The following is a 26,633-nucleotide window of genomic DNA, read 5'->3' on the forward strand; positions in this document are numbered from 1 at the left end:
TCAACGCCGCAATCTCATTGCAATCCCGCCCCAGGCTCCATGCTCGAACTGTTCTATTCGAATCGCCACGAAACGCTGTCGCAGGCGCTTTTCGACGACCTCGCCGCGTTCTCGATGCAAAACGGCGATCCGTTCGCGAGCCAGCCCGTGATCGTGCCGAGCGCGGCCCTGCGGCGGCGGCTCGAGCTCGACATGGCCGAGCGCTTCGGCATCTGCGCGAACGTGGAGTTCGGCTATCTCGCGCAGTGGCTCTGGGCGCAGATCGGGCGCGTGATGACCGTGCCCGTGCATTCTCCGTTCGCGCCGGACCGGCTCGCGTGGCGTTGTTACCGGCTGCTGTCGGAGCCGTCGTCGGGGGCGTTTTTCGAGGACAACGCGCGGCTCGCGTCCTATCTAAGCGCCGCCGACGATTCAATGCGCTACGAGCTCGCGCGCCCTATCGCGACGGTCTTCGACCACTATCTGACGTATCGCCCCGAGTGGCTCACGCAGTGGCAACAAGGCGGCTCGATCCTGGCGACGCCTGGCGCGGGGGAAATCGATCTGCGCGGGCCGCGTCTGCAAGGCGCGAGCGAAATTCAGCGCGAGGACGAGCGCTGGCAGGCCGCGCTGTGGCGCGCGTTGCTGGCCGACCTGGCCGCCGGCGCCGACGAAACCGGGTACGACCCGACGCCGCCCGCGTACCGCTTTCTCGCGGAATCGTCGAAGCTCGATCTCGATGCCGTAATGCGCGCCGAGTGGCCCGAGCGCATCAGCGTGTTCGCGCTGCCGACCATGCCGCCGCTGCACATCGCGCTCTTGCGCGAGCTGTCGCGCTGGATCGACGTGCGCATCTACGCGATCAATCCGTGTCAGGAGTTCTGGTTCGACATCGTGAGCGTCGCGCGCGTCGAGCAACTGGAGATGAAGGGCGAACTCGACTATCAGGAGGTCGGCAATCCGCTGCTCGCCGAGTGGGGTCGGCAGACGCAGGCGCAACTGCACATGCTGCACGAGCTGACGGAAAGCGCGGCGTCGCGCGAGGCGAGCCACTTCGAGCCGAACCCGGCGCCGACGTGGCTCGCGCGCGTGCAGAACGCGATCCTCGAACTGAGCGAACTCGCCGATGACGGCGGCATCGATGAAACGGGTATCGAGGTGCATGTCTGCCACAGTCTTTCGCGGCAGCTCGAAGTGCTGCACGACCGCCTCCTCGGCTGGTTTGATTCGATCGAAGGGCTGGAGCCGTCGGACGTGCTGGTCGCGTTTCCGGATCTCGCGGCGGCCGGCCCGCTGATCGACGGCGTGTTCGGTACGGCGCCCGTGGGAGTCGCGAACGATCGGCGGCGCATTCCATACCGGATCACGGGCTTGCCGCCGTCGCAGGCGAACCCGGTCGCGCGCGTGCTGCTCGACTGGCTCGCGTTGCCGGAACGCAGCGTCGGCGCGCCGGATCTGATCGAATGGCTGCGCGTCGATGCGATCGCGGCGCGCTACGGCATCGATGCCGCCGCGCTCGAAACCGCGCAGGCGTGGCTCGCGGCGGCGGGCGCGCGGCGCGGCCTGACGCCGGCCGAAGTGTCGGCGGAACACGTGCCGAGCGCACGCCACACGTTCTCCGACGCCCTCACGCGCCTCTTTCTCGGCTACGCGCTGCCCGACGGCGGCGCGCCCGTCGACGAGTGGCTGCCGGTCGAAGGCGCGAACGGCTCGGACGCGGAACTGCTCGGGCGTCTGACGCGTTTCATCGACGACATCGACGCCTTCGCCGAGCTCGTCTCCACGCCGCGCACGCCGCGCGCGTGGGGCGAACTGATGCTCGATTTGCTTGAACGCTTTTTCGACCCGGGCCTTGCGTTCAGCGATTCGATCGCGGACGTGCGCGGCACGCTCGACGCGCTGATCGTCGCGATGAGCGAAGGCGCGGGCGAAGCGGAAGTCGCGGCCGCCGTGCTGCGCACCGCGTTCACCGACGCCCTCGACGACCCCGCGCGCGGCGGCGTGCCGTGGGGCGGCGTGACGTTCTCGTCGCTCACGAGCTTGCGCGGGCTGCCGTATCGCGTCGTCTGCCTGCTCGGCATGGATGACGGCATGCTGCCGAGCCTCGCGCGCGCCGACGAATTCGACCTGATGGCGAAGTTCGGCAAGCTCGGCGACCGCCAGCGCCGCGACGACGAGCGCAATCTCTTCCTCGACCTGCTGCTCTCCGCGCGCGACCGGCTGCTGATCGCGTACACCGGCCGAAGCATCCGCGACAACGCCGCGCTCCCGCCCGCCGCGCTGATCGACGAATTGCTCGACTATCTGGCCGAATCGGCGGCGGGCGCGCATGCCTCGCCGGGCGAGGTGGCCGGGCAGCGCGCGCGCTTCGTCTTCGAGCATCCGTTGCAGCCGTTCGCGCCCGAGTACTTCGAGCCCGGCGCGCCGCTTTTCACGTACGAGCCGGAGCGCGCCGAACTCGCGCGCACGCTGGCGCTCGGCCGCCCGGAACCGGCGGTGACGTTCTTCGCCGAGCCGCTCCCCGCCGAGGACGGAACGGAAGCCGTCGCCTTCGACGATTTCGTGCGCTTCTGGCGGCATCCGGCGCGCGCGCTTTTGCGCGACCGGCTGGGCATCGCGCTCTTCGACGCCGAAAGCGAACTCGGCGACACCGAGCCGTTCGAGCTCGACTTCAGCGGCCGCGATGCGGTCGCGGAGCGCGTGCTGCCAGCGCTCCTCGACATGACCGATGATGACGAGAGCGCCGCGCGCGAGCGCGCGCGGCGCGTGGCAAGGGCGAGTCCCGAGATGCCGGGCGGCGCGACGGGCGGCGTCTGGCAATCGCAGGAACTGCACGCGCTGCATCACCTCGCGAACCGCGTGAGGACCGCGACGGAGGAGGGCACGACGCGCCTGCCGTTCACGCTCGACATCGCGCCGCGCTGGCCCGACACGGCGGGCGTCGCGCTCTTCGGCGCGCATGACGAGGCGCTCGCCCGCGACGCAGCACAGTCTCTGCAACTGCACGGGACGCTGAACCTGCTGACGCCGCAAGGCCAGGTGATCTATCGATATGACGCGCCGCGCGCGCGCGATTACCTCTCGGCGTGGCTCGCGCATCTCGCCTACTGCGCGGCGCTGCCTGACGGCCCGCGCCGCACCGTGTGGCATGGACGCGGCGCGAAGTCGTCGAATTTCGAGCTGACACCCGTCGACGATCCCTTGAGCCATCTCGCCACGCTTGCCGCGCTTTATCGCGCGGGGCGCCGCATGCCGCTGCGTTTTTTCCCGAAGAGCGCGTGGCTCAAGGTGACCGAGGGCGACGCTAAGGCGGAGGGCGCGTGGCTGTCGGAGCGCACGCGCAGCGAATCCGACGATGCCGCGCTGCGCATCGCGTTTCGCGGCACGAGCCTCGCGCTCGACGAAACCTTCGCGACGCTCGCGAAACTCGTCTTCGAGCCGCTGATCCAGCATCTGCGGAGCGACGCATGAACGACGCCCTGCATCTGAACGTGGAAGAACTCGACGTCTTTGCCTGCCCGCTCGACGGCGTGAACCAGATCGAGGCATCGGCGGGAACGGGGAAGACGTGGAACATCTGCGCGCTCTACGTGCGCCTCCTGCTCGAAAAGAAGCTCGCCGCCGACCAGATCCTCGTCGTCACCTTCACGAAGGCCGCGACCGCCGAATTGCACGAGCGGATTCGCGCGCGTTTGGCCGAACTTGCGCACGCGATCGAGAACGGCGATGCTGCGGGCGATCCGTTCATCGAACGCCTTTTCGAGACGACGCTCGCCGAAGTGGATCACGACGAGGCGCTCAAACGCGTCCACATCGCGCTGCATACCTTCGATCAGGCCGCGATCCACACGATCCACGCGTTCTGCCAGCGCGCGCTGCAGGAGGCGCCGTTCGCCGCCGCGATGCCGTTCGCGCTGGAGATGGAAGCCGACGACAGCGCATTGCGCTTCGAACTCGCCGCCGATTTCTGGCGCGAGCGCGTCGAGCCGGCGGCAGCGCGCGAGCGCTCGTTCGCGTCGTGGCTGGTGGCGAAGGGCGCGGGACCGGGCTCGCTCGATGCGCAACTCGCGCGGCGCCTGAAGAAGCCGCTTGCGGCGCTGCGCTGGGGCGATCTGGACGCGGTGGCATTGGCGGACGCGCAAGCCATCTTCGATACCGCGTGCGCGCTGTGGCACGCGGAGCGCGACGGCATCGCAAATTTGCTGCTGGAAGCCGAGGCGAAGCTGAGCAAGACGACGCACAAGCGCGCGCTGATTGAAGCCGCGATCAAGGCGTGGGGCGAGTATTTCGCGAACGCCGACTGCTACGCGCCGCCGCCTCAAGAGGCGCTCAAGCTCACCGCGACGGCGCTCAAGAAAGGCACGAAGGTCAAGCACGAGCCGCCAGAGCACGCGTTCTTCGATCACGCCGATTCGCTCGCCGCCGCCGCGCAGGCGGCCGAGGCGGCGCAGCGCGCATTGTGGCTCGACATCGTGCGCGAGTGGCTCGACTACGCACCGGAGGAGCTCGCGGCACGGAAGCGCACGCGGCGCGTCGTGTCGTTCAACGATCTGCTCTCGAACCTGTATCACGCGCTGACGAAGCACGCGTGGCTCGCGGATGCGTTGCGCGCGCGTTATCCGGCCGCGCTCATCGACGAGTTCCAGGACACCGATCCGCTGCAATTCGCGATCTTCAACCGCGTGTTCGCGCCGGCCGGGCCGCTCTTTCTCGTCGGCGACCCCAAGCAGGCGATCTACAGCTTCCGCGCCGCCGATCTGCACACGTATCTGAAGGCGCGCGAGGCGGCATCGGCGCGCTACACGCTCGCGGTCAACCAGCGTTCGACGGCTCCGATCATCGATGCCTGCAACCGCGTGTTCAGCGCGAATCCGGCCGCCTTCATCCTGGGCGGCCTCGACTACCAGCCAGTGCGCGCAGGCACGCGCCAACGTCCGCCGTTCATCGACAACACGCCGGCCGCGGCCTGGTCCGATACCGCCGACTTCTGCGTGTGGATGCTGCCGCAGGGCGACTCGGTGCTGACCAAGAACCGTGCGCAACGCGACGCCGCCGAAGCATGCGCCGCCGAAATCGTGCGGCTTTTGCGCGGCGCGCAGAAAGGCGAGGTGACGATCGGCGACGAACCGCTTTCGCCCGGACGCATCGCCGTGCTCGTGCAGACGCACAGGCAGGGCAGCCTCGTGAAGCGCGTGCTCGCGGCGTGGGGCGTCGGCAGCGTGGAACTGGCGCAGGCCTCGGTGTTCGGCACGCTCGACGCCGAGCAGATCGAGCGCGTGCTCGCCGCCATCGATACGCCCGGCGACTTGCGGCGCCTGCGCGCGGCGCTTGCGACCGACTGGCTCGGGCTCGATGCCGCCGCGCTCTGGCGCCTCGAACACGCCGATTCCGCCGATGCCGCCAGCGAAGCGATGAGCTGGGTCGAGCGCTTTTCGCGCTATCGGACGCTGTGGCACGAACGCGGCTTCGCGGTGATGTGGCGAACGCTCGCGCGCGAGTTGCGCATCGCGGAACGGCTTGTCGCGGGCGTCGATGGCGAGCGCCGGCTGACCAACGTCAATCACCTCGCCGAGCTGTTGCAGGCACGCGGCGCGGCGCAGCCGGGCATCGCGCCGACGCTGCGCTGGCTCGCGGCCCAGCGCGCCGAGGAAGGCACCGCCGACGAAGCGCAGTTGCGCCTTGAATCGGATCGCAATCTCGTGCAGATCGTGACCGTGCACAAGTCGAAGGGGCTGGAGTATGCGGTCGTGTTCTGCCCGTTTCTCAACGACGGATCGTTGCGCGAGCCGCCGTCGTCGGGTCTGCCGGACGCGAAGGAATATCACGACGACGCGGGCGATGCCGTGCTCCACTACGGCATCGACGAAGAGGCGGAGCAGCGCGCGAAGGCGAGCATGGCGCGCGAGGCGGCGGCGGAGCGCGCGCGGCTCGTCTACGTGGCGCTCACGCGCGCGGTGTATCGCTGCTACGTGGTCGGCGGCGTCTATCTCGTCGGCAAGAATTCGACGAAGGAGGCGCGGCGCAGCGTGCTGAACTGGCTCGTCGCGGGGAAGGGGCACGAGTTCGGCGCGTGGCTCGCCGAGCCGCCCGCAGAAACGGAGGTGCTCGCCGGCTGGCAGGCGCTCGCGGCGCAATCGAACGGATCGATCACGCTGGAACCGCTGCCCGTGATCGAAGCGCGCGAGCCGCTCGTGAACCCGCGCGGCTCGGAACACGCACTCGCTGCGCGCGCGAGCCGGCGTTTGCTGCGCGACCGCTGGCGGATGGCGAGCTTTAGTTCGCTGATCGCGGCGGGCGCGCGCGACGAGTCGAACCAGCCGCAGCCCGCCGACGCGCGTCCCGATCACGACGAATTCGTCGATGCGATCGACGCGCTGCAAGCGGGCGCCACGCCGCCGCGCGAAAAAGCGGTCCTCGCCGATGACGACATTCTTGCGTTTCCTCGCGGTCCGGCGGCGGGCGAATGTCTGCATCGGATGTACGAGCTCGCGGATTTCACCGCGCCCGAGACGTGGCCGAAGGCGATCGACCGCGCGCTGCGCGAGCACCCCACTCCTGCGCCCGAAGCCATCGCGCGCCACTTGCCGTCGATGATGTTGCGCCTCGTCGCCGACACCGTCGCGACCGAACTCGTCCCCGGCATGCGGCTTGCATCGATCGGGCCGAAGCGCCGCATGAACGAGCTGGAGTTCCTGTTTCCGGCGCAGGCGCTCGATTTCGCGGCGCTGCGGCGTCTGCTCGCCGCGCACGGTTTTCCTGACGTCGCGCTCGAAGCGGGCACGTTGCGCGGCTTCGTCAAAGGATTCATCGACATGATCGTCGAACACGACGGGCGCTTCTGGATCATCGACTGGAAGTCGAATCACCTGGGCGATACCCCCGCCGACTACGACGCCGCCTCGCTCGACGAAGCGATGGCGTCGCACGCTTATCACTTGCAGGCGCTGTTTTACGTGGTGGCGCTGCATCGATACTTGCGCTCGCGGCTCGCCGGCTACGCGTACCAGACGCACATCGGCGGCTATTTGTATCTTTTCGTGCGCGGCGTGCGGCCCGGCTGGCTCGACGGCACGCGCGCGGCGGGCGTGCACGCTGCGCTCCCGGGGCGCGAACTCGTCGAGGCGCTCGACCGGTTGATGTCGGGAGGGACGGCATGAACGCGCGCGCTGCTTCCGCCGCCATCACCGCCGACGAAGGCGTCGCACTTGCCGAAGGCTTCGCGCGCAGGATCGGCGCGCTCGCCAAGCGCGTGGGCAACGATCCGCACGGCGCGCGGTGGGCCGAGCGCGCCGCGTTCGCCGTCAGCCGCGCGACGGCGCAGGGGCACGTGTGCGTGTCGCTCGTGGCGCTCGCGCAGCGTTACGGCGAGAGCGTCGCGGCGGCGCGGGCGGCGTTGCTCGCGAGCGGCGTCGCGTGCGACGGCCAGCGCGCCGCGGCCGACCTGCTGCCGCTCGTCATCGACGAAGGCCAGCGTATCTATCTCGCGCGTTACTTCGATTACGAGCGGCGTCTGGCGCAGGCGCTCGTCGCGCGATCGGGACACGCGCCTGCGGCTGTCACGGCGACCGCAGCGCCTGGCGCCCGCATCGCGCGTTTCTTCGGGCCACCTCAGGACGACGACATCGACTGGCAGCGCGTCGCGGCACTCGTTGCGCTTTCCGGGCGGCTGACGATCGTGAGCGGCGGCCCCGGTACGGGCAAGACGACGACGGTCGTCGGCGTGCTGGCCTGCCTGCTCGACGAGAACCCGAACTTGCGCATCGCGCTCGCGGCGCCTACCGGCAAGGCCGCGCAGCGCATGCAGGAAGCGCTGATCGAGCGGGCGGTTCTCCTGCCGGCAGAGCTTGCGGCACGCTTGCCGCGCACGTCGTTCACGCTGCAGCGGCTGCTCGGCACGCAGATCAATGGTCGTTTCCGCCATCATCGCGATAATCCGTTGCCTTATGACGTGATCGTCGTCGATGAAGCGTCGATGATTGACGTCGCGCTCGCCGCGCATCTGCTCGAAGCGGTCGCGCCCGACGCGCGGCTCGTGATGCTCGGCGACAAGGATCAACTTGCTGCGGTCGAAGCGGGCGCGGTGTTCGCGGAACTGAGCGCGCGGCCCGTGTTCAGCGACGAGGGCGCGGCAAGGGTCGCGGCGGGGTTGTCCGTTGCGCCTGCGCAGTTCGTGGCGGCGTTGCCGCGTGAGGCGGCCGCAACCGCTCTAGATGCGCAAGAAGCCGATTCCGATTACCTGTTGATCGATGAAGGCTACGTCGCACTGCACGAGACGGAACCCGAGCCGTGGCATCCGGTGATAGAGGACGAAGGGCGAGGGAATCCGCTGACCGATTGCGTCGTCTGGCTGGAGCGTAACTACCGTTTTGGACTGGATTCGGATATTGGGCGGCTGTCGATCGCGATCCGGCGCGGTTCGCCGCAGGGGGCGCTGGAAGTGCTTCATGTGCTCGATCCGCGGGCGGAAGGGGAGCGCGCGGGGCGGGGTTTGCCGCGAGCGGCTTACGAGGCCGGAGAGAGCACGGAACGTGTCGGACGTAGCTCGCCGCTGGCGATACCCGAGCCCGGTTTGCCGCGCGCATCGCACGCCGCCGAAAGCGTCTCACACGCCGCCACCCTGATCGACGACAGCGCGCCGGTGCTTTCGGACCGCACACTCGCGCGCCTCACCGCCGGTTTCGCGCCCTATGCCGACGCGCTGGCCGCCGCGCTCGACGGCGCGTCGGACCCGGCCGCGCTCTTCGACGCGCTCAACCGTTTCCGCGTGCTGTGCGCGACGCGCGAAGGCGCGCGCGGCGTCGACGAGATCAACGCGCGCATCGCGGCGAAGGTCCGCGAGCGCTCGGGCGCCGCGCTCGCGCTCGGCGCGCAGTGGTTCGCGGGGCGGCCGGTGATCGTCACGCGCAACGACTACGCGCTCGGCCTCTTCAACGGCGACATCGGCATCGCGATGCCCAGCGCTGCCGACGGCGCGCTGCGCGTCGCGTTCCGCATGGCCGACGCGACGCTGCGCTACGTCTCGCCCGCCGCGCTGCCGCCCCACGACACCGCGTTCGCGCTGACGGTCCACAAATCGCAGGGCTCGGAGTTCGACCACGCGGCGCTCGTTTTACCGGCGACGTTCAATCGCGTGCTGTCGCGCGAACTCGTCTATACGGCGATCACGCGGGCGAAGAAGCGCATCGACGTGATCGGCTCGCCGGGGATTTTTGCGCAAGCGGTCGCGACGCCGACGCGGCGTGATTCGGGACTCGCGGCACGGATCGCGAAGATTGCGGGGGACGGGCGATGATGGCTGGGTCACGGGCAGGCGCGTGGCATGCTGGCACGGTGCGATTCGCGGGCGCAGGGTGTCGGGCGATGACGTCCGGCTCGCCGGCACTGGGGGTTTGTCATGCCGGCGCGATGCGAATCAGGGCTCGTCGCGCAAGCGGCGCAAGCGCGCCCGGCTTGCTGGATCAAGCGCTCGCCATACGCAGGGTTTGCCCTGCGGAGCCCCAACCATGACGCACAGCTACGAGATCCCGCCGAACGAAGTCGAACTGACGGCGGTGCGCGCCCAAGGCGCGGGCGGGCAGAACGTCAACAAGGTGTCGAGCGCGATCCATCTGCGCTTTGACATCCGCGCGTCGTCGCTGCCCGAGACGATCAAGATGCGCCTGCTTGCGCTCTCCGACAGTCGCGTCACGCGCGATGGCGTCATCGTCATCAAGGCGCAGGAACATCGCACGCAGGACATGAACCGTGCCGCCGCGCTCGCGCGCCTCGACGAACTGGTGCGAAGCGTCAGCGTCACGCGGCGCACGCGCGTCGCAACGAAGCCGACGCGCGCGTCGCAGGTTCGGCGCGTCGAAGGCAAGGTGCGGCGCGGCGCGATCAAAGCGGGACGCGGGCGCGTCGAGGGCGACTGAGGCGGCGCCGCGCGGGTATCGACCGCACGCCCCATGACCCATGAAACAAATCTCCGCGAGCGATCCGGCCATGCGTCGCCGATGATCTCCTTTCGCCAGCACAAGCCGAGAGACTTCTCACCTTCGAGCCCTGGCATGTGCGCGGACGATTCCGCGCGTCTCCAAGACTAACCGAGAATATCTGCGCTTCCCGCTCAACTCGCGCCCGCAAGGACATGTGCGCAGGCGATCAAGCACGTCTCCAAGGCCAACCGAAAGTCTTATCGCAATGTGACGCGCGAGCACATGTGCAGACAATTCAAAACATCTATAAGACTAGTCAAAAATTTCCTCGCTTCCCGCTCAACTCGCGCGCCCGAGGGGCTGACATGGCAAACACTTGTTTTAGCGCTTCGCGCGCTAATGCACTTCAGCACTGATTTAGCGTCGATTGTCTATCTTGGCTTCGCCGATTAGACCTGCCTTCTGGCCAGCAGACATTGGTAAGAGAACACAGCTATAGCCTAATTCGGAGTTTTCACGTAGCCCAATGTCCGGCAAGAGGCTAAATTTAGCCTGTAAAGGCGATGGACCAGTGGATGTCCACGTTCGGAGTAAGGCTCAATCTTGCTGAAGATTGCCTATATCCATCGACCGATGTTGTGCACAAGTGCCTCGTACTATAGTTGGCATGACTATCTAACGTCAACGCTCTGAAAGCGCTTGTCTGTGTTTCTTAAAACTGAGAGAGAACCAAGAAAAATGACGAAGAGAAAGCAAACTGTCGCATCGAACAAGCAGGCTTCCGCCGCTACTTCCGATGCGCTGACGCAAGCCCTTTCCCGTGCGCGTGTCGTCGCGGCGGGTGCGCCCCGCGGACGCATGATGCTCGCGACTCTCGCGCTGGTCGGCTTGCCGCACATGGCACACGCCGACGTGCGCGAGGAAGCTGCACCGGCCGCCGTCGATGCGCGTCTCACCTACGCCTCGCAAATCGCGCAAGCGCTGGGCGCGCTGTCGATGAACGCCGACGCGCTCGTGCCCCGCGTGCGCACTGCTGCAACAGAAGCACCGGCGCCGCGTGCATCGCTGACGCGAGCGGCATCCAGCCTCCCGCCGGCGGAACTGATCAAATCGGGTCCGACGGACAAGGCTCAGCAAATCGAGGCGCTCGGCTCCGACTCCATCGCGATCGGGTTGAACACGCGCGCGAACGGTCTGCAGGCGGTTGCGATCGGCACGAACTCGATCTCCGGCAACGAAGATGCAGTGGCAATCGGCAATTCGGCCATTTCCAGTGGTGTCGGTTCGACGGCTATCGGTGTCAGTGCGCAGGCTACGATTGGTGACCGTGCACTGGCCATCGGCAATTTTGCTCGGGCCGGTTCGATCGACAGCATCGTGATCGGCAACGACTCGATCGTCGGCGACAAGATAGACGTGCTGGGCGACCCCATTCCGACGGCCAACGCTATTGCGATTGGTTCAAAAAACGCGGTGTTGGGAGCCGACTCGGTTGTCCTTGGCAACGGAAACACCGCCTATGGCACGACGTCTTTCGTGCTCGGCAGCAACGTCAATGTGGCCGGGACGAACAGCGTCATTCTCGGCGCCGGCAGCGATGGTTCGGCAAGCAACGTGCTGTCGATCGGTGCGAAGGGCGCGGAGCGCCGAATCGTGCACGTCGCCGCGGGCACGGTCAGCGCGGCGAGCACGGACGCCGTGAACGCGTCGCAACTGCACGCCGTGGCGTCGAGCACTGCAGCGGCGCTCGGCGGCGGAACGAGCGTCGAGGCGGACGGCAAGGTGAGCCAGCCGTCGTTCACAGTCGGCGACGCCAAGTATGCCGATGTCGGCAGCGCGTTGACTGCGGCGGCTAACGTGGGCGTCAAGGCGTCGGCCGATGCGGTCAGGTACGACGGCGCGGACAAGGCTTCGGTCACGCTCGGCGGCGGGACGGCGGGCACGGTGCTGTCGAACGTCGCGCAGGGCAAGCAGGACATGGACGCGGTGAATGTCTCGCAACTGAAGAGCACGGGCCTGATCGACGGAACGGGCAACGCGCTGGCAGCCGTCACCTACGACGACGCGACCAAGGGCAAGGTCACGTTCGGCGGCGGCACGTCGGGCACGGTGCTGTCGAACGTCGCGCAGGGCAAGCAGGACACGGACGCGGTGAATGTCTCGCAACTGAAGAGCACGGGCCTGATCGACGGAACGGGCAACGCGCTGGCAGCCGTCACCTACGACGACGCGACCAAGGGCAAGGTCACGTTCGGCGGCGGCACGTCGGGCACGGTGCTGTCGAACGTCGCGCAGGGCAAGCAGGACCTGGACGCGGTGAACGTCTCGCAGTTGAAGAGCACCGGCCTGATCGACGGCACGGGCAACGCGCTGGCAGCCGTCACCTACGACGGCCCGACCAGGGGCAAGGTCACGCTCGGCGGCGGCACGGCGGGCACGGTGCTCGCGAACGTCGCCCGAGGCGAGGACGACCTGGACGCGGTGAACGTCTCCCAATTGAAGGGCATCGGCCTGGTCGACGGCGCCGGCAACGCGCTCTCAGCCGTTGTTTACGACGACGCTACCAAACGCAAAGCCACGCTCGGCGGCTCGGCGGGCACGGTGCTGGCGAACGTGGCCCAAGGAGAGCACGACCTGGACGCGGTGAACGTCTCGCAATTGAAGAGCGCCGGCGTGATCGATGGCGCGGGCAACGCGCTGGCAGCCGTAGTCTACGACGACGCCACCAAACGCAAGGCCACGCTCGGCGGGGGGACAGCGGGCACGGTGCTGTCAAATGTGGCGCAGGGCAAGCAGGACATGGACGCGGTGAACGTCTCGCAGTTGAAGAGCACCGGCCTGGTCGACGGCGCGGGCAATGCGCTGGCCGCCGTCACCTACGACGACTCGACCAAGGGCAAGGTCACGCTCGGCGGCGGCACGTCGGGCACGGTGCTGTCGAACGTCGCGCAGGGCAAGCAGGACATGGACGCGGTGAACGTCTCGCAGTTGAAGAGCACCGGCCTGATCGACGGAACGGGCAAGGCGCTCGCCGCCGTCACCTACGACGACGCGACCAAGGGCAACGTCACGTTCGGCGGCGGCACGTCTGGCACGGTGCTGTCGAACGTCGCGCAAGCGAAGCACGACACCGACGCCGTCAACCTGAGTCAGCTCAAGAACGCGGGCCTCGGCGTCGACGCGGACGGCAACGCAACCAACGCCTTCGTCGCCTACGACGACTCGACCAAGGGCCGCATCTCGCTCGGCGGCACGGACGGCACGACAATCGCAAACGTGAAGGCGGGCACCGCCGATACCGACGCCGTCAACGTCTCGCAGTTGAAGAGCACCGGCCTCATCGACAGCACGGGCAACACGCTCGCCGCCGTCACCTACGACGATGCAACCAAAGGCAGTGTCACGTTCGGCGGCGCATCGGCGTCCGCGCCGGTCGTGCTGCGCAACGTCGCGGCGGGCCGCGTCGAAAAGGGCAGCACGGACGCCGTCAACGGCGACCAGTTGTTCAGCACGATGCAGAAGGTCGACAGCATCCAGAACGGCGGCTCGCTCAAGTACTTCGCGACCAACTCGTCGCTTGCCGCCGCCACGGCGACCGGCCAGGACGCGCTCGCAATCGGCGGCAACGCGCAGGCGAGCGGCAACAACGCGGTCGCGCTCGGCGCCAATTCGGTCGCGGACCGCGCGGACAGCGTCTCGGTCGGCGCGAAGGGCCAGGAGCGCCAGGTCACGAACGTGAAGGCCGGCACCGCCGACACCGACGCCGTCAACGTCTCGCAATTGAAGAACACCGGCCTGATCGACAGCAAGGGCAACACGGCCGCCGCGCTGACCTACGACAAGACCGCGAGCGGCGCGACCGACTACGCGAGCGTGACGCTCGGCAACGGCGTCGAGGGCGGCACCACGCTGCACAACGTCGCGAGCGGCTCGCTCGCCAGCGATGCGGTCAACGTCGGCCAGTTGAACGATGCGCTCGGCCAGTTGAACGCCTCGCTCGGCAAGGTCACGAACGCGAGCGTCGCGAGCACGGCGTTCTTCACGGCGGACGGCAACACGTCCACCGAGGGCGCGGTCGCGAGCGGCACGCATGCCGCCGCGATCGGCGCAAATGCAATCGCGACGGGTGCGAATGCGGTAGCGGTGGGCGCCGGCGCGAACGCAAGCGCCGACAACTCTGTCGCGCTCGGCTCTGGTTCGGTCGCGAATCGCACGAACAGCGTCTCGGTCGGAGCGGCGGGCGGCGAGCGCCAGGTCACGAACGTCGCGGCGGGCACGTCCGGCACGGATGCGGTGAACCTCGACCAGTTGAGCCGCGCGACGTCCCAGGCGAACAGCTACACCGACGAGCGCTTCAACAACACCGATAGCCAGATCCGCGATCTCGACCGCAACACGCGCAAGGGCATCGCGGCGGCATCGGCGCTCAATGTGGTGACGCCTTACCTGCCGGGACGCACGGCGGTGAACGCGGGTGTCGCCGCGTATCGCGGACAGGCGGCGCTCGGGATCGGCGTGTCGCGCTGGAATGAGAAGGGCAACTTCAACTTCAACGCGGGCGTGTCGTCGTCGGGAGGCAACAGCACCATCGTTCGCGCGGGCATCGGCTACGTGTTCGGCAGCTAAACAGGCTTAAGCCACAGTCACTTCCCAGCCGTCGTTCGACGGAGCGATACAAAAGCCGCGGCGCGCAATGCGCCGCGGTGCTTATTCGGGCTACACCTATGAAGAACACAATGATTTTCGCGGCCTGCGCGCTTTTGCTTGCAGGCTGCGGCTCGACGGCGGTCCGCGACTCGCTCGCGATCCAGGACCCGACCGTCCTGCAAAGAGGCTTCGACACCGAGCAGAGCGTGGCGGCGGGCGCCGCCGTGCGCCAATGGACCGATGTCTATGGCCAGATCAAGGCGCCGCGCGACGTGACCGCGTCGCTCGAATCGAGGCTCGCCGCGCTCGGGCAGAAAAAAGAAAACTACTACGGCTACAAGGACCAATGCTGGATCGACGCCGCCAATGAAGAGATTCGCTTGCAGAACCGTTGGGGCTTCGTCGAAGAAGCGGTCGGCGAAGCGGCGCGTCTGACGGCGGGCCTCGAAGGCAGCCAGCCGGTGTCGCGCGACAACCCGCCGCTGCGCACGGTCGCCCCGGTGAGGCCGGACCTGGCCGCGTCGGTGAGGGCGCTGGAGAACGATTCGCGCTTCCAGTACTGTCCGGCCGCGCAGAAGGTCGCCGCGTGCATGGAGGTGAAGCTGATACACGCCGGGCATGACGCGTGGGCGCGCAACTTCGATGCGTCGCGGCGGAAGGTCATCGCCGTCGAGGAAGCGATGACCGAGGCGCAGCAACATCTCGCTACGTGCGGCGTGCCGCAGGCGCCGCCGCCTGTAGCACCACCCCCACCGCCGCCTCCACTGCCGCCCATGGTCACGCTGTCGACGGATGCGCTGTTCCTCTTCGATCGCGGAGACATCGCGGCGATCACCGATGGCGGCCGCTCGAAGCTCGACGCCGTGATCGACGACCTCAAACGCGCGGGCGAGGTGACGAGTGTCTCCATCGCAGGCTATACCGACCGGCTCGGCAGCGCGGCGTACAACCGCGCGTTGTCGCAGCGGCGCTCGACGAGCGTGCAGCGCTATCTGCAAAGCCGCGGCATCAAGGTGCCGATTCAGGCGCGCGGTCACGGGCCGGCATCGCCGGGAGCGCAGTGCACGATGAAGAACCATTCCGCTCTCGTTGAGTGTCTCGCGGGCGACCGGCGTGTCGAGTTGCGTTTTTCGCGCAAGGGTGAGCCGATCGACTCGGACGAGTAAGCGCTCCGGCGATCGGTCGCCGCGACAGCCTCATCGCCGGCTGTCGCGGCTAAAACGCGTAGTACGGCCCCTTGCCCGCAGGCGTCACGCGGCCCTCGAACGCTGTGAACACGCGCCGTCCGTAGAAGAACGGCAAACCCCAGTCGAAGTAATTGCCGACCGGCCCCGCGAGGTTCGAAAACGCGTTGTTGCCGCTGGCGAAGAGCATCGTCGATGTCGAGACGGCGAAGCTCACGTCGCGCGTCACACCGCTCGCCGAGCGTAGCGTCGCGGTAAGGCTCGTCGGCGACGGCGGGCAATACCAGAAGCCGCACGTCTTCAAGTCTTTCGACGGGAAGAAGAGCCCGTTCGATCCGCTGTCGATGAAGCTCGTCGAGAACGTGCTGCCGTCAAAGTTCGTGCTCACGAAGCCGGAAAGCGCGCTGCCCTTGAGCACGGTGGCATCGCCGAGCAGGTTGTTCGACTGCGAGCCGATGCCGAACGTCATGGTCCCGGCCACCGCCGATGCGCCGCCGTCCGGTACGGCGGGCAGTTCGATGAGCACGCCGTTGTTGTCGGCGGGGAAGCGCGCGACCGGGTTCGTCACCTGTTGCGCGACGGGCAGCGTGCTCGCGGTGCAGTTCCCCGACGCGCACGCGTAGTACCAGCGTGGCAGCGCGGCGCTCGCGCAGGCGCCGCCGCAATCGGCGCTGAACGGGCCGACGCCGAGAATGCCGTTGCTGCGCAACCGGTCGGCGGTGAGCATGGGCAGGCCCGACTTCGTGCAGTCCGCGGCGGCGGCGGGCACGGCCGGATCGGCGATCGCCTGAATCGACGTCGCGCGGGCGACGTGCCCGGCGAGCTTGATGTCGGCGGTACGCACCGCGCCCCACGTGTAGCCTGAGCCGAACACCGTACATTGCGCGGCATTCGAGCCGCCGCCGTTCGTGACGGCCGGCAGCGCGAGCGGCGCGAGCGCCGACGCAAGGATGCGCAGGCCCTGCGAGCCGGTATCGACCTGAATGTCGTCGATGGTCTGGCAATCGTCGGTGCCGGGCACGCACACGGTGACGCTCGTCATCAGCATGTTGCGCGTGTTGGTCACGAGTTTCGAAACGCGGATCGGCTGGACGTTCGGCGTGGTCGATTGGGCGACGGTGTCGTCGGGCGGCGGGGCGGGCGGCGCTGGTTGGCTGGCGGACGCGGCGGCGGGACTGGATGCGGGCGCCGCGCTTGCCGGTGCCGTGCTGTTGCTGCCGTCACTTCCGCCGCCTCCGCAGCCGGAAAGCACAATGGTCGAAAGGATTGCGGCGAATGCGGCCGCGAGCAGGACTCGTCGATGAATTTGCATGGCGCCGCTCCTATTCGATGTCCGAGGCAATGACGCCGGCGGGTAGCGCACTCGTGAGCCACGCGCGGCCGACGAATTCCCGCAGCCGCACGCCGCTTTCGACAACCAGATCGCCTCGCGACACCCGCGACGCGTGCAGTCCGTTGTCGGCTTGCGACGTGCTGGCACTGTTCCGATATCGCGCGTAGTGGCCTCCGAGCAGCGCCTCGACGTCCGGCATCGCGGGGCCGTGCCAGCTCACCGCGTAGACGTCGCCGGCAGAGCTCACGTACTTACGCACAGAGATACCGTTGGCATCGGTGGATTGCTGGAACGAAAGCTGGCCGTTTTGCGTGTGCTGCATGACCGCCGCATGCAAAGGATCGAGGGGCTTGACGATCGTCGAGCCGAGTTGCGCATATGCGGTGCCGCTCACGATCGCCGCGCATAGCGCGATCACCCGAAAGCAGTGAGGAGTTCTGATGCGTGTCATGGTCTTTCTCCGTTCTCAAGGTCATTCTTATTTTTGAGATGCAATTTTAAGATTGCGAGGAGCGGAGGCAGCGCGATGGTGGATCGTCTTGAGGGGTTTTTTGAGATATCCTTTGAATTGCTTAATAATGCTTAGTAAACAAAGACTTGTTGGCTTAGGAAAGATCAGAGCGATCGAGGAGAAATGTCATTAATTGTCGTCATCGACGCGGCCGTGGATTTTTTCGAGACAAAGCGGGCACTGCGAATCAGACAGCAGCGGTTCGGGTTATCCGGCGGAGGTGCGGTTTATCGCGCGGAGGAGAAAGCAGGAATCGCCAAATAACTATCGACACACGCCCGATCCAGCACCGAACCGGTGCTCTTTTTGCACGGCGGCGCGTGGGACCGGTAAAATGCTGGGTTGATCCACGGAAAACACCGTGGCGTAGCGGAAGGACTTCCCAAACATGACAGATTTTCGTGTGACCAAGCGGTTGGCAGCACTTTTAATGGCGGCCGGCTTCGTGGCCGGATGCGGTACGTCGTCCCCCACCGCGATCAACTACAAGAGTGATTCACGCTCGAAGCAGGCGTCGCTTGCCGTTCCGCCGAACCTGATCGATGAAGTTTCCGATCAGCGGTCTTTGCCGCCGCAGGGTGGGCAGGCCACGCTGTCGGACCTGCAGCAAGTCCAGAAAGCTGCCCCGACTACGCCCACTGTGGTTCCGCCGGTTTCCGGCATGCATATCCAGCGCGACGGCACGGAGCGCTGGCTCGTGATCGACAACAAGTCGCCCGAGCAGGTCTGGCCGCAAATCCGCCGTTTCTGGCAGGAGCAGGGCTTTCTGCTCGTCGTCGATTCGCGCGACAAGGGCGTGATGGAAACCGACTGGAACGAAACCCACCCACAGATTTCCGACGGCCTGATCCGCAACACGCTCTCGAAGGCGACAGGCAACTCCTATGTCACCGCCGAACGCAACAAGTACCGCACGCGTCTCGAAGTCTCGCCGTCGGGTGGAACGTACGTGTTCGTGAGCCAGAAGGGCCTGCGCGAGGCACTCACGGGCGTCAACAACGATTCGAGCCAGTGGCAAGCCCGCCCGAACGATCCCGCGCTCGAAAGCGAATACCTGAAGCGCTTGATGGCGTCGCTCGCGCTGGCCGACTCGCGCCAGGCATCAGGCGCGCCGCTCGACACGCTCCTCGCCGACAAGGCGGCTTCCACCGGCGAAGCGCCCAAGGCCGGCAACGCGGCGGCAGCGACTACGGCAGCGCAGAACGTCAAGCTGTCGAGCCAGACGGCGCTTCAGAACGACACGGTGCCCGAGGCGTCGTCGGCGGAACTGACGCTGCCCGAAGCGTATGACCGCGCGTGGCTGCGCGTGGGCATCGCGCTTGATCGCAGCAACTTCACGGTCGACGACCGCGATCGCGCGAAGGGGGTCTACTTCGTGCGCTATGTGGATCCGAAGGATATGACGTCGGTGGAGCAGGGCTTCTGGAGCCAGGTGTTCCACGGCAAGAAGGAAAAGGTCGCCAAGCAGTACGCGGTCAACGTCCGCGCGATCACGGAGCAGCAAACGCGTGTGTCGATCGTCGACGACAAGGGCCAGGTCGACTCCTCGCCGCAAGCTCGCCAGATCATGGCATTGCTCGCCGATCAGATCAGCTGAATCCAAGCAAGCCGATATCGACTGACATGAAAACCCGCCTCACCCCGAGGCGGGTTTTTTTTTGGCCGGAAACGGGCAGAAGAAGGCTCTCGATAACCGAGTGTCCTTTCTACAAGTTGTGTGCGGGAAAGCTTACAAGGAACAATGGCTTGGCAAGTAAAGTGTGCTCATGCCATGCCTTTCGCACGCTCGACGCAGTAGCACTGACTGGAATACCACTTTGCACGGGCGCTGCGAGCGCCTTTCCCCGACACGAGTCCGCGCTCTCGCGCGGGCCCCGGTGGCCCCGTCGCCTATCCTCGTAGGGCGACGGTTTTGGCCCGCGTTTCGAAGAGACGCGGGCTTTTTCTTTGCATCGGCCGAGAGCCGCGTGGGTCAAGGGACCGCGTTCGGCGAACAATCCGCGGCGCAGTTATCCTTGACCCTCTTTTATTCGAGGAAAACGCTTATGTCGGAAATTGCCGTTGTCGCCACGTTCGTCGCGAAGCCGGGCCAGGAGGAGAAGCTGAAGGAGGCGTTGCAGGGTCTCGTCGCGCCGACGCTGAAGGAACGAGGCGCCTTGCAGTACGACCTGCATCGCGATCTGAAGGAACCGCGGCGTTTCGTGTTCTTCGAGCGCTGGGAGAGTGAAGCCGCGCTCGAGGAGCACGGCCGCCAGCCGCATATCGAAGCGCATCGCCGCAACGCGCCCGACCTCGTCGAGCACGGCGAGATTCACGTCGTGGCGAAGCTGTAAGTCAGTGCGTTTCGTGCGGGACGTCGAGAATGAGGATGATGGTCCAATCGGCGTCGCCTTCGTGGTGATACTGCCGCTCGGCGACGATAAACGGTTGCTGCTTGCCCTCCGGCCCGAGAAAGAGCACGTCGCCTTCCATCGGCAGGCATTCGACGGGCGGGAGCGCGAGATAGGCGTCCTTGTTCGCGCTGCGCGGCATCAGTTTTTCGATCTTGCGTGACGCGGCTTCCGTCCATTCAATATCGAGTTGGATATTGCTCATGCTGTCCTCCGCACCTGCGTGCGTTTGCTGTTTGACACGTGTGAAAAGGGGATATCAAGCGGGGTCAAAATTTTCGATGCGCAATGTAGCATACCGCCGCGCGAGTCATCGCGCGTGTCATGCAAGCGCCAAATGAAAAAGCCGGAAAACGCGCGCGTGGCGCGGCTTCCGGCTTCATATTCTGAAAATGCCTCGGCTGTCGGCGTTTACTGCGCCGGCGCCATTTTCTTCGAGCCCTTTTTATGATGACCGGACTTGTGTGCCGGCGCAGCGGGCATTTTTTGCATGTCCGCCTGCTGCGATTGCAGATTCTGAGCACGCATTTCGATGTCGGAGATCTTAGCGGGATCGGTGCTCATCGTCACGCCTTGATCGGCCTGCGCGAATGCGCCCGTCGCGACCGCGCTCAGGGACAACAGAACAGCGAGGGAGATTTTCTTCATTGTTTCCTCCTAGTAAAGGTCGAACCCGGGAACAGCCTGTCCGAAACGGTGTGAGATCGCCGATTGAACATCGCCTACGCCTGAGCAAATTCCGCTCCAGCTAGAGCGGCGGCGTCGACGAAAGCCGCGAATCGCAACACGTTTTGAACGTCCTTTCCCGCCAGTCGATGACTGAGCGCGTGATCTTACCGACGGTGCCCTCCCGTTTCTAGTCCTTATTAATTCGAGATGAAGGGCATCGAACCCGCTTCGATGCGGCGCCTCGCCAATTCAGTATAGATGCAGCCAGCGATACGCATGAAAGCGCATGATCCCGACCGCCTCGTGGGCCGCGATTTCAGCGGTCTTGAACCCGTCGATACTGGGAAAGAGCGTCCGCTTCGCCGTCCACACGTTGGACACGAAAGCCTGCGGCGCGAAGCCGAACGCCTCGAATGCGAGCATGACACGCGCCATGTGATACGACGATGTCACGACGATTACGGTTTCGTCACGCTCCGGACGCACAAGGGCGGCAACATTGCGTGCGTTCTGATACGTATCGAGGCTGCGGTTCTCGAGCGTGAGATCGGCCGCGCCGACGCCGCGCGCGAGCAGATAGGGCGCGTAGTTGTCGGCTTCGGCCTCGCCGTGATGCTGCGGATCGCCGCCGCTCACGATCACCCGGCACGCAGCGCCCGTGCGCCGGCACTCGCGATACAACTCGGCGGTCGCATCGATGCGCTGGATCGAATCGCGCTTGGGCACGAGGCGCGATTCGCGGTCGCGATCGGTGCCGCCGCCCAGTAGGACGATGATCGTGCGCGGCGCGAAATCCGGCTGGATCGACTGGTCGAAGCCGTGCTGGACGTATTCGAGGATGGGTAGCGAAGTCCATCCCGCGCCAAGCGACCAGAAAAGCAGGAAACAGACGATTGCGATTACGCGTCGCTTACGTCGCCAAACCACAAATAACGCAAAAAAAAGCAGCAATAAAGTGAATAGAACCAATTTGATTGGGGTAACGTAGAGTTTTCGAGACAATCCGCAGCGACGTCGCATTCTTTTGAACGCGCCAGCGCGAGCGGGGAAAAGCGTGCGATCAGCGCGCCTGTAACGGGGGCTTGAAATAAAAAGCAGCACCTAGCGCAAGCGGCGGCTGCGAGTTCCGGTCCTGGGCCGCGAGGCGGCATGGGTACCGGCGGGGCATGCCGCGTTTAGTCGGTGCCGCCGGCAGTCTTCTGACTGCTTACGCGCGGTGCCGTCATGGCTGCACAGGAAGAAAGAACGAAATGACCACGTATTCTAACGAAGCCGTACTCGAAGCGCTCCGGCGAGCTCAGTATCGCCAGGTCCCGTGGGCGAAACGCCCCAACGTTTTCGATCATCTGCGTGCGCTCGGCATGCTGGAGCTCGTGCGCCAGCGCACCGTGGCACCGGCGCCCGGATTTCATGCACCCGTCGATATCGCGGTCGTCACAGAACTCGGCAAGCTCGAATTCAACCGTCTCGCACGCGACGAACGATCGATGGATTGGGATCTGCATCGCAACCAGCCTTACGCGATGGCCACGCACGAGCCGGTACTGGAAGCCCGCGTCTGACGCGTCGCGCCAAGCGTTTCAGTCGGGAGGCGCGGAGCGCTTCCCTCTAGCGCATTCGACACGGGCGAACCACTACCACCCGTAGCGCGCAGTGACAGGTTTCGGCTCGTGGACCGAAGGTCGCGCTGTCGCCTGCATCGTCGACGCAGAGAAAGAGCAGGGCGCAAAAAAAAAGCCCGTATCGCGAGGATACGGGCATACCGGATCTTTACTGCTGCCACGCTGTGCTCATGGCACTTGATGGGACTGGCCAGACTCGGCAGTGGTTCCCCATCGATTCATCGGAATGAATCCAAAGTTCTCAAAAACGTCTCAACGATGCCGCCCGTGACTCCCGCGATCCGGCTCCGGACGCAAATGCGCATTGCTCGCGATATCGCCGCGCAAGTCGCCACGCGGCGCCGGCGGACTGAAATCCCTCGCACGCGACACGTCTTGCTGCGCCGACACAACCGCCCGAGCGCTTGCCTGCACGCTCATGTCGGCGGGCTGCAATTGCGCCTGCGCAATGGCCGCTCCACATAGCAACGAAACGCCAATGCCGCACGCGAGCCGTGACATTGGTTTCATGGTGAGCTCCCTCCAGGTTTCTATTGAAGCCTGTTTGTCAGCTAACCAAGTTATGCCTGTGCGCGCCATGGCGCTGTAAATAATAGTAAGGAGTTGTTTCGTTCACGAAACAACGTGCGCGAGAACGCGTTCGACTGCGAGTGCTCGCGTCGCGCGGTAAGAGAAGCTGGGGAGTCGTCGAGGTTTCACCCGGCACGGAGTCCGGACGAAACCTCGAAGGGGTAAAACTTCGCGATACGCCGCCCCAAAACTTTTTGGCGACCGTATCGTTCTGGAGAGCTGTCGCTCAGGCCATCTTGGCCGGTGCGCGCCACGATTCCGGATTGGTCCAGAACGCGCCACGCAGACGATCGCGGCTCGGCGGTGCTGGCGGCTTCGCGGCGGTCGATCCGATGCGGCCGCGCAGCGACACTTCACGGCCATTGCTACCGAGGCGCTTTACGATCTCCGCCAAGGTGCCATCGGCTTGCCATTCGTCGAACCGGCGACGGCACGTCGGCGGCGACGGATAGCGGCCCGGCAGTTTCGACCAGCCTTCACCGGTCGAAAGGACCCACAGCACGGCGTTGACCACCGCGCGCGCTTCGACGCGCGGACGGCCGCGGCGTTCGCTGCGTGCCGGTTCCGCACAGAAAAGGGCTTCGACCAGCGCCCACTCGTTATCTCTCAAATCGTCGAACAGCATCATGTTTCACCTCAGCGAAGCTAACCCCGGTGCGCTGCCCCGCGCCGCGCACTCTGGTCGGAATCCGAAGAACGAATACCCAGGCAGGCTGAAAACCGCTGCGGCGGACGATTTGCTTTCTGACCGCAGTCGATCCCAACCCTGTGCGCAATGAAATGCGAGAACCGTGCCATGTGAGCAGCAAACACCGGGAAACCCACATGGCAGTAGGCTGGCGCGATGCCAGCATGGCCAGTATCAGACCCGAAATGCAGTGTTCGCGAAATCGGGACAATCACCAATCCAGTGCAAGAGGCCCACACAGCGTGCGTCCGGACGCTTTTGTTGCACCGCAGCGAAACCTCTGCGGTGCTTGTTGACTGCAGATAATCCACGCCGGTGACGTGAATTGGCGAGGTTTGCGAATCAGTGGCGCGCTGAAAGTGACGCTGCGGTAGCTGCGAGTGTTGAGCCTTCAGGCCCTCTAAGCGCTCCATCTCAAAACCCAACCTCACAAGTTAGACTTCCCTTTTTATCGACGGGGCGGGCAATGAGCGAATCGGCGGGAGCGGTATCGGCGGAACTGGGGACACTGACGGGCAACGAACACGGCCACGCACCGAACGCACGCGATGCCGTCCGCGGCCTGCGCCCGTCGCAGATCCGCGAGGTGGCTAACGCGGGCTTCGGCATCCCCGACGTCCTCCCGTTCTGGTTCGGCGAATCCGACCGCGTGACGCCGCAATTCATTTGCGATGCCGCGAGCCGCGCGCTCGCCGACGGCGCCACGTTCTACACGCACAACCTCGGTATCGCGCCGCTGCGCGAGGGGCTCGCGGGCTACGTCGGCGATTTGCACGGATCGACTGCGCCCGGCCACGTCGCCGTGACGAGCGCCGGCGTCAACGCGCTGATGCTGGCGGCGCAACTGGTGGCGGGCGCGGGCGATCGCGTGGTTGCGGTCACGCCGCTCTGGCCGAACCTCGTTGAGATTCCGAAGATCCTGGGCGCGCACGTCGAAACCGTAGCGCTGACCTACGGCGCCGACGGCTGGACGCTCGACCTTGAGCGCCTTCTCGCCGCGCTCACGCCGGCCACGCGGATGCTGATGATCAATTCGCCGAACAACCCGACCGGCTGGACCATGACCCGCGACGAGCAGCGCACCGTTCTGGCGCATTGCCGCCGGCACGGTATCTGGATCGTCGCCGACGAGGTCTACGAGCGGCTTTACTACGGCGCGGACAGCCGCGTCGCGCCGTCGTTCCTCGATCTCGCCACGCGCGACGAACGCGTGATCGCGGTGAATTCGTTCTCGAAGGCGTGGCTGATGACGGGCTGGCGTCTCGGCTGGCTCGTCGCGCCGACCGCGCTGATGGACGATCTGGGCAAGCTTGTCGAGTACAACACGTCGTGCGCACCGTCGTTCGTGCAGCAGGCGGGCGTCGTGGCGGTGAGGGATGGCGAGGCGTTCACGCAGTCTCTCGTCGCCGATCTGCACGCGAGCCGGGATCACCTCGTCTCGGCCCTGCAGACGATTCCAGGCGTCGACGTGCGCGCGCCGCTCGGTGCGATGTACCTGTTCTTCTCGATGCCCGGCGCCGAGCGCAGCCTCGATCTGTGCAAGGAGCTGGTGCGCGACGCGGGCCTCGGTCTCGCACCCGGCAGCGCGTTCGGGGCCGAAGGCGAAGGCTTCGTGCGCTGGTGCTACGCGTGCGATCCGGCGCGTCTGGACGTCGGCGTCGAGCGCCTGCGCGCGTTTCTGGCGTCGCGATAAATCGCTCAGAGGGCGGCGGATGGCGCCAATAAATGCTGTTAAGCCGTCCGACGTGAGCAATCGGACATCGAAATGTTTCACCTTTACGCACCGGTTCTTTTTGCGTAATATGGCGCTCAGTCACGCGCTTGCGCCTTGCAAAGCGCGCCTCCGTCCGGCTGGGATGGCTCGGTGATCCGCCAGAAGTACCGCGAGTTTTCTCCTCGCACTGGCCGGTTCGCTCGATTCGGCTCCCCCCGGTACGTGCTCCCAATCAATATGACCGATCAAAATCGGGCGAGCGCGTCTGGAAATTCCGCGTCCAGTTTCATCGTCCGCAGCGTTTGCCTGGGTCTCAAGGCCCGCTCGATTCCGATTGATCCAGTTCATTGACCATACAGGGTCTGACCTAGCTGCATGAATACCCAAGAGGCGAAGATCGTCCTCGAGACTGCTTTGATTTGTGCGCAGGAACCGCTGAAGCTCGGCGAGTTGCGCAAGCTCTTCGCCGACGATATTTCGGCAGACACCGTTCGTACGCTGCTCGAAGGCCTGAAGGAAGACTGGTCGGGGCGCGGCGTGGAACTGGTGGCGCTGGCGTCGGGATGGCGTTTTCAAAGCAAGCCCGCAATGCGGGGTTATCTCGATCGGCTGCACCCCGAAAAGCCGCCCAAATATTCGCGCGCCGTTCTCGAAACGCTCGCGATCATTGCCTATCGGCAGCCGGTGACACGGGGCGATATCGAAGAGATTCGCGGTGTCACCGTGAACACGCAGGTCGTGAAGCAGCTCGAAGACCGAAGCTGGATCGAGGTGATTGGCCATCGCGACGTGCCGGGACGCCCGGCGCTCTACGCGACGACCAAGCAGTTTCTCGACGACCTCGGCCTGACCGCGCTCGACGAACTGCCGGCGCTCGATAACCCGTCGGCGCAGTTCGAGGCGGCGCTTCTGGTGCAGCATTCGATCGAATTCCCGGTCGGCGATGCGGCGGCGTCGATGGAAGACACGCCGGCGCAGGTTTCCAGGGATTTCGACGCGGCCGGGGAACACGGCGCGCAGAACGAAGTCCACGGGGAAGGAGTATTGGTCGAAGCATTCGACGTGGGCACGCAGCCCGCAGCGGCCGATCAGGCCGCGCAGCAAAGCGAAGCACCTTCCGGCGATGAGCCCGAAAACGCCGAAACCGGCGCCCCGATTCAAGCAGTACCCCCGACCGATCCGGCGCAGCACGCATCCGGATCGACCCTGGTGCAGGCGGACGAAGCGCATCCCATCGATCGCGACACCCCCGCACCGGACGCAAACACGCTGACCGACGACGATTCCGACGAACGGGAAGCACGCCGCGCCTGAAGCAATTGCACGGACCCTGATCCGGCTGTCCATAAAGATCAGTTCACACGATCAGCCGAGACGATCAGCGGATTTTTGGCGCGCCCGCGACGGGCGCG

Annotated in this window: 19 protein-coding genes; 12 read left to right on the forward strand and 7 right to left on the reverse strand. The window is 65.7% G+C overall.

Translation table 11 applies throughout. The annotated features are described in order from the left end of the window. The first annotated feature begins 39 nt into the window (after positions 1–39). From recC to AWB67_RS11545, 6 genes are all read left to right on the forward strand, one after another. Complete coding sequence (recC, locus tag AWB67_RS11520; protein WP_087656372.1) at positions 40–3,450, forward strand: exodeoxyribonuclease V subunit gamma; 3,411 nt, start codon at positions 40–42, stop codon at positions 3,448–3,450. Beyond that, a complete protein-coding gene (gene recB, locus AWB67_RS11525) occupies positions 3,447–7,136 on the forward strand; it encodes an exodeoxyribonuclease V subunit beta (protein WP_087656373.1) in 3,690 nt (1,229 codons plus the stop codon). Before recC ends, recB begins: the two co-directional genes overlap by 4 nt. Further along, positions 7,133–9,271 carry an AAA family ATPase gene (locus AWB67_RS11530; RefSeq protein WP_087656374.1) on the forward strand — a complete coding sequence of 713 codons (2,139 nt, stop codon included), beginning with the start codon at positions 7,133–7,135 and terminating at the stop codon, positions 9,269–9,271. The genes recB and AWB67_RS11530 overlap by 4 nt, the downstream gene beginning before the upstream one ends. Before the next feature lie 211 nt (positions 9,272–9,482). Continuing rightward, positions 9,483–9,890: an alternative ribosome rescue aminoacyl-tRNA hydrolase ArfB gene (gene arfB, locus AWB67_RS11535; RefSeq protein WP_087656375.1), complete on the forward strand. Its 408-nt coding sequence runs from the start codon at positions 9,483–9,485 to the stop codon at positions 9,888–9,890. Positions 9,891–10,631: 741 nt separating this feature from the next. After that, positions 10,632–14,519 (forward strand): YadA-like family protein, encoded by a 3,888-nt coding sequence (locus tag AWB67_RS11540; protein ID WP_087656376.1) that lies wholly within the window; start codon positions 10,632–10,634, stop codon positions 14,517–14,519. Positions 14,520–14,617: 98 nt separating this feature from the next. Beyond that, positions 14,618–15,706, forward strand: a complete 1,089-nt coding sequence (locus tag AWB67_RS11545) for an OmpA family protein (protein WP_087656377.1) — start codon at positions 14,618–14,620, stop codon at positions 15,704–15,706. A 49-nt stretch (positions 15,707–15,755) separates the two neighbouring features. Here the strand turns inward: AWB67_RS11545 and AWB67_RS11550 are convergent, their stop codons facing one another. Both AWB67_RS11550 and AWB67_RS11555 read right to left on the reverse strand, forming a co-directional pair. Further along, positions 15,756–17,036, reverse strand: coding sequence for a DUF3443 domain-containing protein (locus AWB67_RS11550; protein ID WP_087656378.1), 1,281 nt, complete (start codon positions 17,034–17,036; stop codon positions 15,756–15,758). A gap of 10 nt (positions 17,037–17,046) precedes the next feature. Then, positions 17,047–17,508, reverse strand: a complete 462-nt coding sequence (locus tag AWB67_RS11555; protein WP_087656379.1) for a DUF2844 domain-containing protein — start codon at positions 17,506–17,508, stop codon at positions 17,047–17,049. A 183-nt stretch (positions 17,509–17,691) separates the two neighbouring features. On the opposite strand from AWB67_RS11555, the gene AWB67_RS41805 reads away from it, so the two are divergent. The 3 genes from AWB67_RS41805 to AWB67_RS11565 all read left to right on the forward strand — a co-directional run bounded on the left by AWB67_RS41805 (position 17,692) and on the right by AWB67_RS11565 (position 19,901). Further along, a complete protein-coding gene (locus tag AWB67_RS41805) occupies positions 17,692–17,832 on the forward strand; it encodes a hypothetical protein (protein ID WP_235025111.1) in 141 nt (46 codons plus the stop codon). Positions 17,833–17,956: 124 nt separating this feature from the next. Then, positions 17,957–19,165 carry an NlpB/DapX family lipoprotein gene (gene bamC / locus AWB67_RS11560; RefSeq protein WP_087656380.1) on the forward strand — a complete coding sequence of 403 codons (1,209 nt, stop codon included), beginning with the start codon at positions 17,957–17,959 and terminating at the stop codon, positions 19,163–19,165. Positions 19,166–19,613: 448 nt separating this feature from the next. Further along, complete coding sequence (locus AWB67_RS11565) at positions 19,614–19,901, forward strand: putative quinol monooxygenase (RefSeq protein WP_087656381.1); 288 nt, start codon at positions 19,614–19,616, stop codon at positions 19,899–19,901. 1 nt (position 19,902) lies between these two features. Here AWB67_RS11565 and AWB67_RS11570 read toward each other — a convergent pair whose 3' ends face one another. The 3 genes from AWB67_RS11570 to AWB67_RS11580 form a co-directional block, all read right to left on the reverse strand. After that, positions 19,903–20,163: a DNA-binding protein gene (locus AWB67_RS11570; RefSeq protein ID WP_087632160.1), complete on the reverse strand. Its 261-nt coding sequence runs from the start codon at positions 20,161–20,163 to the stop codon at positions 19,903–19,905. Between the two features lie 206 nt (positions 20,164–20,369). Continuing rightward, positions 20,370–20,606 (reverse strand): hypothetical protein, encoded by a 237-nt coding sequence (locus tag AWB67_RS11575; protein ID WP_087656382.1) that lies wholly within the window; start codon positions 20,604–20,606, stop codon positions 20,370–20,372. Positions 20,607–20,876: 270 nt separating this feature from the next. After that, complete coding sequence (locus AWB67_RS11580; protein ID WP_235025112.1) at positions 20,877–21,554, reverse strand: YdcF family protein; 678 nt, start codon at positions 21,552–21,554, stop codon at positions 20,877–20,879. Between the two features lie 323 nt (positions 21,555–21,877). Between AWB67_RS11580 and AWB67_RS11585 the strand changes: the two genes are divergently transcribed. After that, positions 21,878–22,189, forward strand: a complete 312-nt coding sequence (locus tag AWB67_RS11585) for a hypothetical protein (protein ID WP_087656384.1) — start codon at positions 21,878–21,880, stop codon at positions 22,187–22,189. A gap of 312 nt (positions 22,190–22,501) precedes the next feature. Here AWB67_RS11585 and AWB67_RS11590 read toward each other — a convergent pair whose 3' ends face one another. Together AWB67_RS11590 and AWB67_RS11595 are read right to left on the reverse strand one after the other, a co-directional pair. Next, entirely contained in the window at positions 22,502–22,759 is a 258-nt protein-coding gene (locus tag AWB67_RS11590) for a hypothetical protein (RefSeq protein ID WP_087656385.1), read from the reverse strand. Positions 22,760–23,045: 286 nt separating this feature from the next. After that, complete coding sequence (locus AWB67_RS11595; RefSeq protein WP_087646514.1) at positions 23,046–23,447, reverse strand: transposase; 402 nt, start codon at positions 23,445–23,447, stop codon at positions 23,046–23,048. Positions 23,448–23,973: 526 nt separating this feature from the next. Between AWB67_RS11595 and AWB67_RS11600 the strand changes: the two genes are divergently transcribed. Together AWB67_RS11600 and scpB are read left to right on the forward strand one after the other, a co-directional pair. Continuing rightward, on the forward strand, positions 23,974–25,200 hold the full coding sequence (locus AWB67_RS11600) for a pyridoxal phosphate-dependent aminotransferase (protein ID WP_087656386.1): 1,227 nt from the start codon (positions 23,974–23,976) through the stop codon (positions 25,198–25,200). A 396-nt stretch (positions 25,201–25,596) separates the two neighbouring features. After that, positions 25,597–26,535 carry an SMC-Scp complex subunit ScpB gene (gene scpB / locus AWB67_RS11605; RefSeq protein ID WP_087656387.1) on the forward strand — a complete coding sequence of 313 codons (939 nt, stop codon included), beginning with the start codon at positions 25,597–25,599 and terminating at the stop codon, positions 26,533–26,535. The last annotated feature ends 98 nt before the right edge of the window (positions 26,536–26,633 follow it).

The organism is Caballeronia terrestris, from assembly GCF_001544515.1.
Lineage (GTDB): Bacteria > Pseudomonadota > Gammaproteobacteria > Burkholderiales > Burkholderiaceae > Caballeronia > Caballeronia terrestris.